The 15,663-nt window shown below is 39.0% G+C and carries 18 protein-coding genes, 1 tRNA gene and 1 riboswitch; of the genes, 9 read left to right on the top strand and 10 right to left on the bottom strand.

Features of this window, described 5'->3' with window-relative positions:
* Positions 1-30 precede the first annotated feature (30 nt).
* Together LZP85_RS01705 and LZP85_RS01700 are read left to right on the top strand one after the other, a co-directional pair.
* Positions 31-930 carry a PucR family transcriptional regulator gene (locus tag LZP85_RS01705; RefSeq protein ID WP_119544122.1) on the top strand — a complete coding sequence of 300 codons (900 nt, stop codon included), beginning with the start codon at positions 31-33 and terminating at the stop codon, positions 928-930.
* A 150-nt stretch (positions 931-1,080) separates the two neighbouring features.
* On the top strand, positions 1,081-2,190 hold the full coding sequence (locus LZP85_RS01700; RefSeq protein ID WP_025907809.1) for an ABC transporter ATP-binding protein: 1,110 nt from the start codon (positions 1,081-1,083) through the stop codon (positions 2,188-2,190).
* A 36-nt stretch (positions 2,191-2,226) separates the two neighbouring features.
* Here LZP85_RS01700 and LZP85_RS01695 read toward each other — a convergent pair whose 3' ends face one another.
* Positions 2,227-2,472, bottom strand: a complete 246-nt coding sequence (locus LZP85_RS01695; RefSeq protein ID WP_374955980.1) for a hypothetical protein — start codon at positions 2,470-2,472, stop codon at positions 2,227-2,229.
* Between the two features lie 169 nt (positions 2,473-2,641).
* Here LZP85_RS01695 and LZP85_RS01690 point away from each other — a divergent pair.
* Both LZP85_RS01690 and LZP85_RS01685 read left to right on the top strand, forming a co-directional pair.
* A tRNA-OTHER gene (locus LZP85_RS01690) sits at positions 2,642-2,717 on the top strand.
* A gap of 38 nt (positions 2,718-2,755) precedes the next feature.
* Positions 2,756-2,977 carry an alpha/beta-type small acid-soluble spore protein gene (locus LZP85_RS01685; protein ID WP_025907811.1) on the top strand — a complete coding sequence of 74 codons (222 nt, stop codon included), beginning with the start codon at positions 2,756-2,758 and terminating at the stop codon, positions 2,975-2,977.
* Between the two features lie 84 nt (positions 2,978-3,061).
* Here LZP85_RS01685 and LZP85_RS01680 read toward each other — a convergent pair whose 3' ends face one another.
* Positions 3,062-4,345, bottom strand: coding sequence for a hemolysin family protein (locus LZP85_RS01680; protein WP_025907812.1), 1,284 nt, complete (start codon positions 4,343-4,345; stop codon positions 3,062-3,064).
* A 232-nt stretch (positions 4,346-4,577) separates the two neighbouring features.
* Between LZP85_RS01680 and LZP85_RS01675 the strand changes: the two genes are divergently transcribed.
* On the top strand, positions 4,578-5,198 hold the full coding sequence (locus LZP85_RS01675) for an NAD(P)-dependent oxidoreductase (protein ID WP_119544120.1): 621 nt from the start codon (positions 4,578-4,580) through the stop codon (positions 5,196-5,198).
* Between the two features lie 49 nt (positions 5,199-5,247).
* Here LZP85_RS01675 and thiD read toward each other — a convergent pair whose 3' ends face one another.
* From thiD to LZP85_RS01640, 7 genes are all read right to left on the bottom strand, one after another.
* A complete protein-coding gene (gene thiD, locus LZP85_RS01670) occupies positions 5,248-6,048 on the bottom strand; it encodes a bifunctional hydroxymethylpyrimidine kinase/phosphomethylpyrimidine kinase (protein WP_078990269.1) in 801 nt (266 codons plus the stop codon).
* Between the two features lie 20 nt (positions 6,049-6,068).
* A complete protein-coding gene (locus LZP85_RS01665; protein WP_119544119.1) occupies positions 6,069-7,091 on the bottom strand; it encodes a thiazole biosynthesis adenylyltransferase ThiF in 1,023 nt (340 codons plus the stop codon).
* The gene (locus LZP85_RS01660; protein ID WP_025907816.1) at positions 7,088-7,855 is read right to left on the bottom strand and encodes a thiazole synthase; all 768 of its coding nucleotides are present in this window, start codon (positions 7,853-7,855) and stop codon (positions 7,088-7,090) included. The genes LZP85_RS01665 and LZP85_RS01660 overlap by 4 nt, the downstream gene beginning before the upstream one ends.
* Before the next feature lie 5 nt (positions 7,856-7,860).
* On the bottom strand, positions 7,861-8,064 hold the full coding sequence (gene thiS, locus LZP85_RS01655; protein WP_025907817.1) for a sulfur carrier protein ThiS: 204 nt from the start codon (positions 8,062-8,064) through the stop codon (positions 7,861-7,863).
* A complete protein-coding gene (gene thiO, locus LZP85_RS01650; RefSeq protein WP_025907818.1) occupies positions 8,061-9,188 on the bottom strand; it encodes a glycine oxidase ThiO in 1,128 nt (375 codons plus the stop codon). Before thiO ends, thiS begins: the two co-directional genes overlap by 4 nt.
* Positions 9,172-9,798, bottom strand: a complete 627-nt coding sequence (tenI, locus tag LZP85_RS01645) for a thiazole tautomerase TenI (protein WP_025907819.1) — start codon at positions 9,796-9,798, stop codon at positions 9,172-9,174. The genes thiO and tenI overlap by 17 nt, the downstream gene beginning before the upstream one ends.
* A gap of 80 nt (positions 9,799-9,878) precedes the next feature.
* Positions 9,879-9,977: riboswitch (TPP riboswitch) on the bottom strand.
* A gap of 84 nt (positions 9,978-10,061) precedes the next feature.
* Positions 10,062-10,262, bottom strand: coding sequence for a hypothetical protein (locus tag LZP85_RS01640; protein ID WP_035319942.1), 201 nt, complete (start codon positions 10,260-10,262; stop codon positions 10,062-10,064).
* Between the two features lie 393 nt (positions 10,263-10,655).
* Between LZP85_RS01640 and LZP85_RS01635 the strand changes: the two genes are divergently transcribed.
* The 4 genes from LZP85_RS01635 (at position 10,656) to LZP85_RS01620 (ending at position 14,020) form a co-directional block, all read left to right on the top strand.
* Complete coding sequence (locus LZP85_RS01635) at positions 10,656-11,468, top strand: amino acid ABC transporter substrate-binding protein (RefSeq protein ID WP_061784697.1); 813 nt, start codon at positions 10,656-10,658, stop codon at positions 11,466-11,468.
* On the top strand, positions 11,452-12,156 hold the full coding sequence (locus LZP85_RS01630) for an amino acid ABC transporter permease (RefSeq protein ID WP_119544115.1): 705 nt from the start codon (positions 11,452-11,454) through the stop codon (positions 12,154-12,156). The genes LZP85_RS01635 and LZP85_RS01630 overlap by 17 nt, the downstream gene beginning before the upstream one ends.
* Positions 12,157-12,186: 30 nt before the next feature.
* Positions 12,187-12,921, top strand: coding sequence for an amino acid ABC transporter ATP-binding protein (locus LZP85_RS01625; protein WP_025907822.1), 735 nt, complete (start codon positions 12,187-12,189; stop codon positions 12,919-12,921).
* Positions 12,922-13,030: 109 nt separating this feature from the next.
* On the top strand, positions 13,031-14,020 hold the full coding sequence (locus LZP85_RS01620; protein ID WP_119544113.1) for an acrylyl-CoA reductase family protein: 990 nt from the start codon (positions 13,031-13,033) through the stop codon (positions 14,018-14,020).
* Between the two features lie 36 nt (positions 14,021-14,056).
* On the opposite strand, the gene LZP85_RS01615 is transcribed toward LZP85_RS01620, so the two are convergent.
* Entirely contained in the window at positions 14,057-15,466 is a 1,410-nt protein-coding gene (locus LZP85_RS01615) for a SpoVR family protein (RefSeq protein WP_119544112.1), read from the bottom strand.
* Positions 15,467-15,663: the final 197 nt, after the last annotated feature.

Below are 15,663 nucleotides of genomic sequence, written 5' to 3'. Positions count from 1 at the left end.
TAAAAGTACAGAGCAGAAAGGAGTTTCATGATGGAGCAACTAAAAAGCATCTTTGGCAATAAACTACTATATTCAGATGTTCCCTACCACTTTCACCAATATAAATGGTTTCGAAGCGATGAATATCATTTTATTGGAATTGAACAAGACGCACTTTCTGAGAAGGAACTTGCTCTACTCTCAGCGTTTCTTATTCCTTACGAAGCAATGACCACCACGCTGTCAGCAGAACAATCATATTGGTATCAGCTACTATTCGAAGACAAGCCTGCGGTGATAGATGAGCTGGATAAATTCAAGCTTATTCGCTTTACTTACTTTTCAATTAAACGTTTGTTTGAACAGCGCACAGAGTTTGAAGATGCCCTTTCATCCATGTATGCAACGCCCATTACCATCTTATGGGACAACTTACAAAGCGGAGTAATTATTGAAAAAGTAACGGACTCATCAGAATTAACAAGAGATTTACAGGACAGCGTAACAATTTTATCACATGACTTTGAAAGTGATATGCAGTTTTTTGAAGGACAGCTGCACTCTTTTCCTTTCTCACCCTCTCATGCTTTTCACATGGAGAAAAGCTGGTTTGAACAAGTTCAAAAAGTGTTTGAAAAAGAAAAGGTGATCAAGCTTTCAACGACGCTCCCATATTGGTTGATTAAAGAGATGTCTCCCGCTGCCAAGGAACAAATGAATACCATTTTATCGTTAATAAAAGATGATGAAACTTTGCTTAACACTGTTAAATGTTATTTAGAGTGCAACCTGAATGTATCGCTTGCTGCAAAGAAGCTATACATGCACCGGAACAGCTTGCAGTATCGCATTGATAAGTTTATTGATCGAACGGATTTAGATATTAAAAACTTTCAAGGGGCCGTTTCAGCTTACCTTGCTATCTTAGCAGCTGAGTCTCTAAATCAATAAAATGAAAAGGTTTTCGTAAACATGCACGAAAACCTTTTCATTTTTTTGTGCACATCTTCCATTTACCAGTTTTTCTATTCATCGTACACTATTCATACAGAAAGCGGTTTCATAATAACAAGGGTACATATTCAAGGGGGAGAATGAGAAATGGCTGAATTAAAATTAGAGCATATTTATAAAATTTATGATAAAAACGTAACGGCTGTAAAAGATTTTAATCTTCATATTGAAGACAAAGAGTTTATCGTATTTGTTGGGCCATCTGGCTGCGGTAAATCAACAACTCTACGTATGGTAGCAGGTTTAGAAGAAATTTCACAAGGTGATTTCTATATTGATGATAAGCGCGTGAACGACGTTGCTCCAAAAGACCGCGATATTGCGATGGTATTCCAAAACTACGCATTATATCCTCATATGACTGTATATGACAACATGGCGTTTGGATTAAAGCTTCGTAAACTTCCAAAAGATGAAATTGACCGTCGTGTAAAAGATGCTGCGCGCATTCTTGGGTTAGAACAATACCTAGATCGTAAGCCAAAAGCTTTATCAGGAGGTCAGCGTCAGCGTGTAGCATTAGGACGTGCAATCGTTCGTGATGCAAAAGTATTTTTAATGGATGAGCCGCTATCAAACTTAGATGCAAAACTTCGCGTGCAAATGCGCTCTGAAATTGCTAAGTTGCACCAACGCTTAGGTACAACAACAATTTACGTTACGCATGATCAAACGGAAGCAATGACAATGGCTAGTCGCTTAGTTGTTATGAAAGACGGTATTATCCAACAGGTCGGAACGCCTAAAGAGGTATATGAAAAGCCAGAAAACGTATTCGTAGGCGGATTTATTGGTTCACCTGCAATGAACTTCCTAAAAGGAAACTTATCAGATGGTAAAATTACGGTAGGCGATTCTGTTCTGGCAGTTCCAGAAGGAAAAATGAAAGTATTACGTGACCAAGGTTATGTAAATAAAGAAGTTATCCTAGGTATTCGTCCTGAAGATTTCCATGACGAGCCTGTCTTCATTGAAGCTTCAGCTGGCACAAAAGTAACCGTTAATGTTGATGTGTCGGAGCTAATGGGAGCTGAAACAATGGTTTATGCTAAAATTGGCGAACAAGACTTCGTCGCTCGCGTAGACGCTCGTTCTGAAGTAAAAGCCCAGCAAAAGCTTACTTTAGCATTAGACTTAAATAAAGCTCACTTCTTTGACGCGGAAACAGAAAGCCGCATTCGTGCAGAAAAAGAATAAGAATAAAAAAGAGAAGAGGAAAAACTCTTCTCTTTTTTATTCTTTAATGAACTTAATCTCTTCGTGCTGACATCTCTGACAATAGAAAAAATGTGTGCACATATGCTGCACGTAATCATTTGAAATGCCATTTTCAAGCTTTAATTCATCAATTTCCATATACGCGCTGTAATCATCGAAATAGTCGCTAACCTTTCCCATATCGCTTAACTCATAGCCACATACCTTACAATATTCAGATAAAGCGGACAGCCCATTGCAAAGCTCACATATATGCATCATTTCCTTACCCCTTCTTCACTTCGATAAGATATACATAATATGTGCAACTCCATTATTTCTACTCTACTGATTTTCCTTTAATTTACCAATAATTACTAATATTTTCTGGTGTATAAACTTTTGAATGCTTTATCATACTACTAGTAACAACAAAGCAAACATCTACTACTGGGCTACGCCAAGGTAGGCAGATAAGTTTCTTGCTAAACTTATCCACGCTGGTTCAATTCCAGCTAGCTCAACCATACTACTATTATTTTATCTAACGAGGAGATGAATAAACATGGCAAACTACCAAAAAGCATCAAACAGCAATTCATCAAACAAGTTAGTAGCACCTGGAGCTCAAGCTGCTATCGATCAAATGAAATTCGAAATCGCAAGTGAATTTGGCGTAAACTTAGGGCCAGACACAACAGCTCGTGCAAACGGATCTGTTGGTGGCGAAATCACTAAGCGCTTAGTACAATTAGCTGAGCAACAATTAGGTGGCGGCAAGTACTAATATTTACACAATTTTATAACATGGCTATAGCACCTCAACAGCTGTTGAGGTGCTCTTTATTTTCACGACAGTAAGATACCGTCTTTAGTCTGCTACTTCCATTTCGCTTTCGTTGTTTAACATTGACTGAATTTGAACGTTGACTTTACGAATCCGACGATTTTCAACCTCTTTAATTGTAAACGTTACGCCTTCATAACTAAAGAAATCTCCTGCAACAGGAACTCGTTCAAATTGTTCGAAAATCCAGCCGCCAAGCGTATGGTAAGAACTTTCTGGTGCCGGTACCTCAACATACTTTAAGAAATCATCAAGCGGAATTTCTGTATTAAATTCAAATTCTGTTTCACTAATTTGATCAACATAGCGAACAGCTTCATCATGTTCATCCCAAATTTCGCCTACTATTTCTTCTAAAATATCTTCAAGCGTCACTAGACCGGAAGTGCCACCAAATTCATCTACAACGATTGCCATATGTACTTTGTTCTTCTGCAATTCAGGTAGTAAAACAGAAATCTTCATTGATTCGACTACAAACATTGGCTCACGTACTAATTCACGAAGATTTACTTCTTTTTCTTGAACTAAGTATGTTAAAAAATCGCGCTCTGATAAAATCCCAATAATATTGTCAATATTGTCCTCATAAACTGGAATTCGCGAATATCGTTCTTCTAAAAAGATTTCTTTTATTTCATCAATCGGCTGATTGACCTCTATCGCTACCATATCGATTCTTGGTTTAAGAATTTGTCCAACAACAATTTCATTAAACTCTAACGAACGATGAACAAGCTCTTTTTCTTGATTATCAATAACGCCTTCTTCTTCACTTAAATCAACCATTACTTTAATTTCTTCTTCAGTAACCGAAGGGCTATATTCTTTACCTGTAAATAGCTTTGACACACCAGACTTCAGCAAAACAAAGAGATAAGAGATTGGTGTTAGTACTTTGATTAAAAAGTATAAAATACCGGATATCATCAATGTGAAGCTTTCCGCATGCTCTTTTGCTAATGATTTAGGTAATACTTCACCAAAGATTAAAATTAAAATGGTCATAACTACTGTACTGATGACAAGCGCTGAATTACCGCCGAATAAATCAATTGCTACTTTCGCCGAAATAGACGATGCAGCAATATTTACAATGTTGTTTCCAATTAAAATGGTGGATAACGCTTGGTCAAAGTTTTCAGTAATCAACAGCGCTTTTTTGCTTCCTCGTCTTTTTTCATCAGCATAGTTTTTCAGACGTATTTTATTTACGCTCGAAAAAGCTGTCTCAGCAGATGAAAAGAAAGCTGATAATAAGATAAGAACTGCCAACAAAATAATTTGACTCAGGGGTAGGTCTACCAAAGGTCATTCACTCTCCTAAAAAAATAATAAAATTTTATACTACATAATTGCGTTTACCCTTTAGTGCAAAATAGTACAAATATATCATATCAGAAACCTTCTTATTTGAAAATGAATGTCAACTGCTATTACAAACCATTTTTCATTTGGTTATTTCTAGAAACTACTTTATTATATTCTATGAAAGAAAGATTCATGCCCTTCGTATATTTACATAAAGGAGAGATGAGATATGAACATTGCTTTATTAGGCACAACAGGGCGCGTTGGCCAACAGCTTCTTGAACTATTATTGGAAAACAATCACAAAGTAAAAGCTTTGGTTCGGAACATACAGCGCCTATCTATTTCACATGCTAACCTCACAGTCATTGAAGGAGACGCTCGTGAAGAAAAAGTGCTGGATTGCTTATTTCACGGGCAAGACGTTGTCATTAGTACACTTGGTACAGACGGAGCTAACGTTATTTCAGAAAGCATGCCTGTTATTGTGAAAGCAATGAATAATCAAGGTATTGAACGAATTATTACTGTCGGCACAGCAGGGATTTTACAAGCACGAACGGAACCTTCACTATACAGATTTCAGTCTAGTGAATCAAAGCGTAAGCTTACAAGAGCTGCTGAAGATCACCTAAAAGGGTTTCTGACTTTGAAAGAGAGTAACCTTCTTTGGACGATTGTATGCCCTACTTACTTACCTGATGGACATATTACAGAGCGCTACCGCGTTGAAAAAAACGTCCTTCCCTTAGATGGAAAAAAAATATCCACAGGTGACACCGCTCATTTTATTTATAAAGAACTGTTAGATCCTCAATTTATCCGTTGCCGAGTGGGTCTGAGTGAATAGTAAACAGCATCTCAAAAGTAGAGATGCTGCTTTTTGCTGTCATGTTGTTTTACGTAAGCTTGCGATAAGCCCAATGGTTTGTAGGTCCATGCCCGCTTCCAATTTGTAACGTGTCCTTAATCGCAGCATGAACAAAATCTGAAGCAAGCTGAACGGATTCTAGAAGAGTTGCCCCTTTAGCTAACTCGGCTGCTATACAAGCAGCAAACGTACAACCTGTTCCGTGCGTATGCTTCGTATCTACACGCTTATGAACAATTTCATGAAAGAACTGACCGTCGTACACTAAGTCAACCATCTCCTCTTGTGATTTGTCATGTCCCCCTTTTATCACCACATTTTTCACTCCAAGGCTATGAAGACTTTTGGCTGCTTCTTTGCGCTGTTCCATTGTTGTAATTTCATATCCCGTCATAATTTCTGCTTCAGGAATATTAGGCGTCACGACTTCAGATAATGGTAACAGTACATCATTTAGCGCAGCAATAGCTTCTTGCTGAAGTAGTGATTGTCCCCCTTTTGCAATCATAACCGGATCCACTACTACATTTTTCAGTTCATACTTACGTAGCTTATCCGCAACAATACGAATAATATCAGAGCTAAAAAGCATGCCAGTCTTAATAGCATCCGGACGCAAATCAGTAACAACTGAATCAATTTGCGTGGCAATTGCTTCTTCAGTTAACGGATACACACCTTGAACACCTAAAGTGTTTTGAGCCGTTACTGCTGTGATAGCGGACATTCCAAATACCTTACGCTCTTGAAATGTTTTTAAGTCTGCTTGAATTCCGGCTCCTCCTCCGCTATCAGAGCCAGCGATTGTCAATGCTTTTGCTACACTCATAAAAATCTTCCTTTCGTCATTTACCCGATATAACGGTGATAAAGATTCTTTGCTTCTACTGTATCTTTTGTGCCGTGTACAAAGATTCTTCCATCTTGAAACACAACAAGGCGATAATCATCAATTGCTACGGACAAAAGATACGGATTTCGGTCCACTCGGTACCCTTTACCTTTTAAATGCTGTTCTAACTCCACTATGTTAGGTGCTTTTGTTGCCTTTGCAGGGCGAATTTGTACAGTATCACGTCCGCATAGTACCGCTGTTTTTAACTGATTTTCAAATTGAAGCGCAGGAAAAACTGGCTGTTGACCACACGATGAACATTCATCCGATTTTAGAGCATGAACATTTATGGTACGGTATTCATTTCTCCAAACGTCAAATGATACTAGCTGTGACCGTAGCGCCTCATGATCTTCTACAAGAATCTTTAGTGCCTCCGTGACTTGATGTGAAACAACCATTTGGACAGCAGGGCTAATAATCCCTACCGTATCGCACGTAACTCCACCTAAAGGTACTGATTCCAGCAAACATGCTAAGCATGGGGTTTCTCTAGGAACAATCGTATAGCTAATTCCATAGCTCCCCACACATGCTCCATAAATCCAGGGAATTCGGTGTTTTTGTGATAAGTCATTTATCACAAGCCGTGTATCAAAGTTATCCGTAGCATCGATTATTAAATCCACGTTTACCAACAGCTGTTCAATAAATTGAGGAGTCCCGTCCGCTACGTGCGCTTCAATATCAACATCTCCGTTAATTTCGACGAGCCTTTCCGAAGCAGCTACTGCTTTTGGAATACGATTAGCTGCATCCCTCTCGCTATAAAGCTGCTGACGCTGCAAATTACTCCACTCCACATAATCTCGGTCAATTATTGTTAACTTTCCAACTCCGGCTCGAACAAGCGCTTCCGCATTTCCTGTCCCTAACGCACCTGCTCCAATTAATAAGACATGCTTTTGTGATAACTTTTTCTGTCCTTCTTTACCTATTGGAGAAAAGAGCTCTTGACGTGAATAGCGCGCTGTCACCCGATGCTCATCCCTTCTGTTGGGCTACTGGCTACCGCATATTCTTTAAATGGAATGCGACCAGCTAAGTAAGCATCACGCCCCGCTTCGATTGCAAGCTTCATCGCGCGAGCCATTTTTACAGGATCTTTTGCACCTGATACAGCCGTGTTTAGTAGAACACCATCTGCACCTAACTCCATTGCTTTGGCAGCATCAGAAGCTGTACCGATACCCGCATCTACAATCACAGGCACATTAGATTGCTCAATAATAAACTGCAGGTTCAGCGGGTTAATAATTCCTTGTCCTGATCCAATTGGAGAAGCTCCAGGCATAATAGCATGAACGCCTAATTCCTCGAGTCTTCTAGCAAGTACAACATCATCAGACGTATACGTTAACACTGTAAATCCTTCTTTTAGCAATTCTTCACTTGCTTTTAATGTTTCAATTGGGTCTGGCAATAGCGTTTTATCACAGCCAATTACTTCAACCTTGACCATATCACACAGCCCAGATGCTTTTGCCAACTTTGCAATCCGAACAGCTTCTTCAGCATTTTTGGCTCCAGCTGTATTTGGTAAGAGCGTAAATCTTTTAACATCAAGAGCTTCAAGTAAGTTAGGCTGAGACTGATCAAAAATATCCATTCTTCTCACTGCAAATGTTAAAATTTCTGTTTCTGATTCTTCCACTGCTTGACGCTGCGTTGTGTAATCTGGAAACTTCCCTGTACCTAAAAGCAAACGAGATGCAAATTCATATTTTCCTATTTTCAACATAACTTTCATCCTCCTCCTACAAATGAAACAATCTCTAATAAATCGCCTTCTGATAGCAACGCTTTTTCATGATCTTGCTTTTGTAAAATTTTTTTATTTAACTCGACAATAACCACTTTCTCGTGTAAATCTCTTGATTCCAATAGTTGAGAAACCGTCTGAATTGAGGAATCTATATCAACGCTTTTCCCATTAATTATTAAGTTCAATACGTTCCCTCCATTTCTCTTTGTAAGCGAAAAGCCGTAAAAAAGGAATGTTTTGGATGTTCACCCATCATTTGTTCCGCCATAATTTTCCCTGTAATCGCACTTAGTAAAATACCGTTTCGGTAGTGCCCACAAGCTAAGTAAACATTATCTAGCTCAGGGTGCTGTCCTAAATACGGCCACCCATCTACGGTTTGCGGACGAAGTCCTGCCCATGCTTTTTCAAACGATGCATTTGCAAGTGATGGAACGAGAGAAATCGCTTTGCTAATTAGAAATTCAATAGCTTCTGCAGATACGTGCTTCGTGTAATCATGGGCGCGCTTTGTAGCTCCAATCACTACTCTTCCTCCTGCTTTTGGAACAATATAAAATCCTTCATCTAAAAAAATAGTCTTTTGAATGCTTGGCTGATTCGTCGTGAGAGATATACACTCACCTTTAATAGGAAACAGATGCTTTGGATGAATAGCGGCCACCAGCTCTTTTGTCCAAGCACCTGCACTTACCATCACTTGGTCGCTGTAAAAGTTGCCCGCTGATGTCCGAACGCCAACTACCTTTTTGTTATCGTATATAAAGTGATGGACATGACAGTTCTCATAAATTGCCGCTTGATGGTATAAAGCTCCGTGTGCCAAAGCATGAGTTAGCTTAGCTGGCATCAGCTGTCCATCTTTTGGGATGCTAATCGCCCCGTATGTATCAGGGGTTAAGAGCGGTTCAGCTTCACTTGCTGCGTCAGGAGATAACCACCTAACGTCTGAATCCCACCGTCTGTGGCGCTCCGCTTTGTCTTGTAGCACGTTTGCTTCAGCTTCAGTTGTTGCTACTTTTAACAAGCCTTTTTGAATGAGCTCAACATCAATATTTGTTTTTTCTTTTAATTCAGCTACCAGATTCGGAAAAAGTGCTCTACTTCGAATGGCTAGTTCCAAAAGAGGCCCTTCTTCATCAATTTCAGCTTGTGCTCCTAATATTCCAGCAGCTGCTCCCGATGCTTCACAACCAATCTGATTTTTTTCCAAAATGGCTACCTTATACCCCATTTTAGAAAGCTGATACGCGGTTGAAGCTCCAATGACTCCACCACCAATAACGAGCGCATCATAATGTGCCTCCATATGTATCACTCCACTTTCGTAGTTGTTCACCGTATTCCTTTGCCGCTTGTAACGGGTTTTCATCTTTAAATACACCAGCCATGACAGCGACGCCATGTGCCCCTGTACTCAATACCTCTCTTACATTGCAAGGCATAACTCCCCCGATTGCAATTACCGGTATCTGCACTGAATCAACGACTTGTTTCAGCTGTTCAAGTCCCCGAGGTGTTTGACCCAGTTTTGATTGCGATGGATAGATATGACCATAAATGACATAGTCGACGCCTGATTGTTCAGCTTCCTTTGCTTCTTTAACGCTGTGTACAGATTTACCAACAATCAATTGCTGAAAATGTGCTTTTACTCCTTGAGCACTTAGACTGTGATAAGCCAAATGCACACCTTTGACTTGAGCAGCAAAAGCTACATCTACTCGATCGTTAACAATTAGCTTTGAAGCCGGAACTTCTTTTTTCAGGTCTCCAATAAGCACTTCTAACTCTCGTGCCGTTCGCTCTTTTTCTCGAATATGGATAGCTCCTACATATGGTTCAATGTCTCTGATAATTTTCAAAAGCTGTTCAAGAGGCTGTTTCCCTGTTGACACAGCGTGTAACTTGGGTACCATAGCATCCTCACCTTTATTTCGACATAAACGTAAAAAACCACTCTACAACGTAGAGTGGTTTGGCATGCATTAATTATGTAAACATGGCTCATCCACTTCCCTACGCTGGTACAAACCAGATCAGGTTCAAAGGGTCCGAATTTTTCGTCTCAGCCATAAAGGCTCCCCTAGTGATTTTTTCTAATATTTTCACTTTTCATTTAGAAGTATAACATATTTGTGAGTGATTACAACCTACTGGACCGTTTTTCTCATGTATTGAGCTAATAATCTTCGAGCTCTTTTTCTTTTTCCCTATGCTCTTCCCACAGAAATGAGCTCAGTAAGATGGCAAATGTTAAAATATAAAATCCGTAGAATAACAAAGCAGCTATACTGTTGACCATTAAAAAGATAAAACTAATGACTTGTCCCGCAATTGTTACAATCAATAAAATATATTTCCATACTTCACGTTTTCTCATTAAACTTATCTCCACTTTTCAAATCCTAATTTCAATGCTCTTCTCTCTATTATAACAAGTTTCGAGTATGAGTAAGGAATATCTGATCAAAATAAAACAATTGTCCCAAAAACGATAAGAGAAGAGCGTCACGTTTGTTAAAGTATCATCGGCTATCTACTTATTCCCTTTCCTTTTTACCCTTAAACTAATCATCTTAAATGTGCTAAGCCCCCTCTTCCTTTTTTAGTCTTCACCCTTTTTCTGATGGTCTACAAAGTACATAAACCCATTGAGAAAAGCCATACTATCTATTAGAAGTTTTTTTATTGACTTTTAACTTCTTCTTGTTTAATATCAATTACGCTATCAAGAAATATAATTCCTATCAAATTACTGGGGGTTTAACAAAAAATGAAAAAATCAGTTGCATTTTTATTCCTTTTATTAGCGTTCACAGTTGTCCTAGCAGCTTGTGGCTCAAATGACAAAGAAACAAATAACGCAAGTAAAAGTGATCAAGATTTATACGAAAAAGTAAAAGAGGATGGCGTTCTGACAATTGGAACAGAAGGTACGTATCCTCCATTTACGTTCCATGACGACGCTAATAAGCTAACAGGCTTTGACGTTGAAATTGCACAAGAAGTTGCAAAACGTCTTGGCGTGAAAGCTGAATTTAAAGAAACACAGTGGGATGGAATGTTTGCTGGTCTAGACGCAAAGCGCTTTGACATGATTGCTAACCAAGTTGGAATTCGCCCAGACCGTGAAGAAAAATACGACTTCTCTGACCCATACATTGAGTCTGCAGCGGTGCTGGTTGTTCGTGAAGACAATAATGATGTTAAATCATTTGAAGACATGAAAGGTAAAAAATCAGCACAATCACTCACAAGTAACTATGCTGATTTAGCAAAAAAATATGAAGCTGAGCTCGTGGGTGTTGAAGGATTCACGCAATCAGCAGAACTAATCGTTTCAAAACGTGTAGACGGTACAATTAATGATAAATTATCATTCTTAGACTATAAAAAGCAGCGTCCAAATGCACCTGTAAAAATTGTGGATGAAGCAGAAGACGCATCAGCAAGTGGATTAATGTTTCGCAAAGATAGCGGTAAGTTAGTGGAAGAAGTAAATAAAGCTTTAGCAGATATGCAAGAAGACGGCACATACGCTAAAATTTCTGAGAAATGGTTTGGTGAAGATGTTTCTCCTAAATAGTATCTTTACTGACCCTGAGCGTGCAGAGCGCTTACTCTCTATCGCTCAATCCTCCCTCTATCCAATGATAGAGGGAGCTATTCAATATACCATTCCACTAACGCTTATTTCATTTGTATTAGGCCTTATTTTAGCTATTCTTACAGCGCTTGGTCGCTTATCTTCTATAAAAATATTTAATATAATTGCGCGCGTATACGTGTCACTTATTCGTGGGACACCTTTACTTGTGCAATTATTTATTATTTTCTATGGATTGCCAACGCTAGACATTACAATTGATCCATTTATTGCTGCAATCATTGGCTTTTCATTAAACGTGGGTGCATACGCATCTGAGATTATTCGTGCTGCCATCTTATCCATTCCTAAAGGTCAATGGGAAGCTGGCTATTCAATCGGCATGACATACGCTCAAGCTTTAAAACGTATTATTTTACCTCAAGCCGCGCGCGTATCGATTCCACCGCTATCAAATTCATTCATTAGCCTTATTAAAGATACGTCGTTAGCATCTCTTATTTTAGTAACCGAAATGTTTCGTCGAGCACAAGAGATTGCGGCCACAAACTATGAATTTTTACTACTTTATACGGAAGCAGCTCTCTTATATTGGATTATGTGTACCATTCTTTCCATTGTTCAAGGACGCATTGAAGCAAAGCTTGACCGTTATGTCTCAAGATAGATAACCGTATTAAAAAAGGAGTTTATTAGCGTGATTAACATTACGAACCTTCATAAATCATTTGATGATTTACACGTATTGCGAGGAATTGATTTAAACATAGAGCAAGGTAAAGTAGTGGTTCTAATTGGTCCTTCAGGTTCCGGAAAAACAACGTTTCTTCGCTGTTTAAACTTACTGGAACTTCCTACTAATGGTAAAATCATCATCGATAACCAAGAAGTCAGCTTTGAGAAAAATTTACCGAAGCAAAAGATAACGTCTTTTCGCAGCTTAACGGGAATGGTTTTTCAAAGCTACAATTTGTTTCCTCACAAAACAGCGCTTGAAAATGTCATGGAAGGACCTGTTATTGTAAAAGGTGTTCCAAAACAAAAGGCAAAAGAGCGCGCTGTTTCCCTACTACAAAAAGTTGGTCTAGGAGACAAAGTGAACTTTTATCCATTTCAATTATCAGGAGGACAACAGCAGCGCGTGGGTATCGCTCGTGCAATGGCTATGGATCCTAAAGTCATGCTATTTGATGAGCCTACATCTGCTTTAGACCCTGAGCTTGTAGGTGATGTGCTAAAAGCTATGAAAGATTTAGCAAAAGAAGGTATGACCATGGTCGTGGTTACACATGAAATGCGCTTTGCTCGCGAAGTGGCAGATGAAGTAATCTTTATGGACCAAGGCGTTATTATGGAGCGTGGAACACCAGAAGAGATCTTCCAAAAACCTAAAGAAGAGCGAACTCGTCGCTTTTTAAATATGATTCAGTAAAAGGCTGCTTAACCGCAGTCTTTTTCATTATCTGCATTACATTATACTTTTGAATTTTTGTGTTTTATAATAAACATAAGATTTATGATATGAAAGGAGACAAGACGACATGCAAAATTTTAAAGCTCTTGTATTAACAAAAGAAGAAGAACAGGTTCGTTCTCATATCAAAACGCTCACACTTGATGATTTACCACAAGGTGATGTCCTCATTAAAGTTCACTATTCAGGTATCAATTATAAGGATAGCCTAGCTAGCATTCCCAATGGAAATATCGTCAAAGCGTATCCATTTGTACCAGGAATTGATTTAGCAGGTACGGTTGTTACTTCGGATAACCCTCGCTTTAAAAGCGGTGATGAAGTGATTGCAACCAGCTATGAAATTGGAGTGTCTCATTACGGTGGCTATAGTGAATACGCTCGTATTCCTGCCGACTGGATTGTTCCTCTTCCCGATGGATTAACCTTAAAAGAAGCTATGATAATTGGAACAGCTGGTTTTACGGCTGCTTTATCTGTAAAGAAGCTAATTGATTCGGGCTTGAAACCACAAGATGGTCCTGTCCTAGTCACTGGCGCTACAGGTGGTGTGGGAAGCTTTGCGATTTCTATTTTATCAACGCTGGGCTATGAGGTTGCTGCGAGCTCTGGAAAATCTTCTAGTGCCACCTATTTAACCAATCTTGGGGCTACCACTCTTTTAACTAGAGAAGATGTTTACAACGGAAAGGTCAAAGCACTCGCCAAAGGAAAGTGGGCTGCTGCAGTCGATAGCGTAGGCGGTGAAACGCTCGCAAGCGTGCTATCACAACTTCAATACGGTGGGTCTGTTGCAGCTAGTGGCTTAACGGCTGGAACAGCTGTCCCAACTACAGTTTTCCCATTCATTTTACGTGGTGTGAACTTACTCGGTATTGATTCTGTCTATTGCCCAATGTCCCTTCGAAACGAGACATGGAAGCTGCTAGCAACAACTTTTAAGCCATATCAGCTTGAAGACTTCATTCAAAAAGAAATCTCTCTTAATGATGTACCGAACCATCTTCCAACACTGCTTGAAGGACAGGCTCAAGGTCGTATCCTCATTAAACTCTAAACACGCTAAAAGGAGAAGCGAATGCTTCTCCTTTCATTATAAGTGCTTTCGATGCACCGTTTTCCCGTCGTACGTAAATGCAATTGGCTTTTCTTCCATTACGGTTTCTAGATGCACTGGTCTCCCCCACAATTGATACAAGTATGGCACAACTTTTTCTAGATATTTAACATCTAGTTCAATTCCTTCATACCAATGTTTTAAGTATAACTCTCCATTTTTTAAGTAATCACCATTCGTGACTGTAATATATGGAAAACCACCATTTACGCGCATGTTAACAAGCTGATCTCGCACTTCTGTCCAGTCTTTATCCACAATTTTATAATCTTTCCCCTGTTTTTGAAATAAGTACATATCCTCTCTCATGACAAGGTCTTTTGTTAGGTAGTTTCGAATGAATGAAATATCAGATTCAACTTCCCTGACTTCAAACATTTTCTCTCGCCCTGAGCCTTTTTGAATACCACGTCGTTGCATTTCAGCAGTAGGATTATCATAACGTTCTTCAATATCCTCAAAGATCTTCAAGCCTAAATAATAAGGGTTGATGCTTGTTCTGGACGGTTGGACAACACCTGCATTTAGCTTTGCAAACTCAATGGCCTCATCGCTTGTTAAGTCCATCTCACGAATGATTCGCTGATGCCAATAGGATGCCCAGCCTTCGTTCATAATTTTTGTTTCAAGCTGTGGCCAAAAATACAGCATCTCTTCTCTCATCATCGTTAAAATATCGCGCTGCCATTCTTCTAAATATGGGCTGTATTGTTCGATAAACAAAAGAATATCCTTCTCAGGTTGAGGTGGAAATTTCTTAAACGTTTCTACTTGACGGCTCTTCTTTTTCCCACGTGAATCCAGGTTCCATAAATCATCGTATGGTGATGACACCTCTTCCTGTTCTTCTTCTACATCATCCATGCTCCATGACAGCTTTGCTCTCATTAAGGATGGGTCAATATGCTCTTGAACCGATAGAATGGCATCTAAGAACTTCTCCACTTCTCGCTTTCCATATTGTACTTCATATTCTTTAATACGATCTGCAGTTGCAGCCATGCTTTCAACCATATCTCGCTTCGAGTTTGCAAAACGGCTGTTATTTTTAAAGAAATCACAATGAGCTAAAACGTGGGCTACAATAAGCTTGTTTTGAATCAGTGCATTTGAGTTAAGTAAGAATGCATAGCAAGGATCTGAGTTAATAACCAGTTCATAAATTTTGCTTAAACCAAGGTCATAGTGGAGCTTCATTTTATAAAACTGCTTTCCAAAGCTCCAGTGAGAAAACCTTGTAGGCATGCCATATGCACCGAATGTATAAATAATATCAGCTGGACAAATTTCATATCTCATTGGATAAAAATCTAAACCAAAACCTGTTGCAATTTCAGTAATTTCGTCAATCGCTCGATGTAGTTGTTTATAGTCCGCTTCCTTCACTACAACTCCCCCTTTATATCCCTTAATTCAATCTATGTCCTAATGACACAAATCATGTGTTTTGAATCAGGTTCTTTATAAGAAATTAGGAAGGTAGTGTTTTACTTTTAGAAAAAATAATCGATTCTAATTTCATTTTGGCTCCCTAACCTTTATTTATACATTGGTCTTTTGACCAACATTTACAGGGGAACAAA

Origin of the sequence: Priestia flexa (assembly GCF_021441905.1) — a bacterium.
GTDB classification, from domain to species: domain Bacteria; phylum Bacillota; class Bacilli; order Bacillales; family Bacillaceae_H; genus Priestia; species Priestia flexa.
This window is presented reverse-complemented; position numbering and strand designations above follow the sequence as displayed.

Excerpts from the sequence above, each read along its gene's own strand:
- LZP85_RS01705 (WP_119544122.1), top strand. The coding sequence starts at position 31 with ATGGAGCAACTAAAAAGCATCTTTGGCAATAAACTACTATATTCAGAT.
- LZP85_RS01700 (WP_025907809.1), top strand. The coding sequence starts at position 1,081 with ATGGCTGAATTAAAATTAGAGCATATTTATAAAATTTATGATAAAAAC.
- LZP85_RS01695 (WP_374955980.1), bottom strand. The coding sequence starts at position 2,472 with ATGATGCATATATGTGAGCTTTGCAATGGGCTGTCCGCTTTATCTGAA.
- LZP85_RS01685 (WP_025907811.1), top strand. The coding sequence starts at position 2,756 with ATGGCAAACTACCAAAAAGCATCAAACAGCAATTCATCAAACAAGTTA.
- LZP85_RS01675 (WP_119544120.1), top strand. The coding sequence starts at position 4,578 with ATGAACATTGCTTTATTAGGCACAACAGGGCGCGTTGGCCAACAGCTT.
- thiD (WP_078990269.1), bottom strand. The coding sequence starts at position 6,048 with ATGAGTGTAGCAAAAGCATTGACAATCGCTGGCTCTGATAGCGGAGGA.
- LZP85_RS01660 (WP_025907816.1), bottom strand. The coding sequence starts at position 7,855 with ATGTTGAAAATAGGAAAATATGAATTTGCATCTCGTTTGCTTTTAGGT.
- thiO (WP_025907818.1), bottom strand. The coding sequence starts at position 9,188 with ATGGAGGCACATTATGATGCGCTCGTTATTGGTGGTGGAGTCATTGGA.
- tenI (WP_025907819.1), bottom strand. The coding sequence starts at position 9,798 with ATGGTACCCAAGTTACACGCTGTGTCAACAGGGAAACAGCCTCTTGAA.
- LZP85_RS01640 (WP_035319942.1), bottom strand. The coding sequence starts at position 10,262 with ATGAGAAAACGTGAAGTATGGAAATATATTTTATTGATTGTAACAATT.
- LZP85_RS01635 (WP_061784697.1), top strand. The coding sequence starts at position 10,656 with ATGAAAAAATCAGTTGCATTTTTATTCCTTTTATTAGCGTTCACAGTT.
- LZP85_RS01630 (WP_119544115.1), top strand. The coding sequence starts at position 11,452 with ATGTTTCTCCTAAATAGTATCTTTACTGACCCTGAGCGTGCAGAGCGC.
- LZP85_RS01620 (WP_119544113.1), top strand. The coding sequence starts at position 13,031 with ATGCAAAATTTTAAAGCTCTTGTATTAACAAAAGAAGAAGAACAGGTT.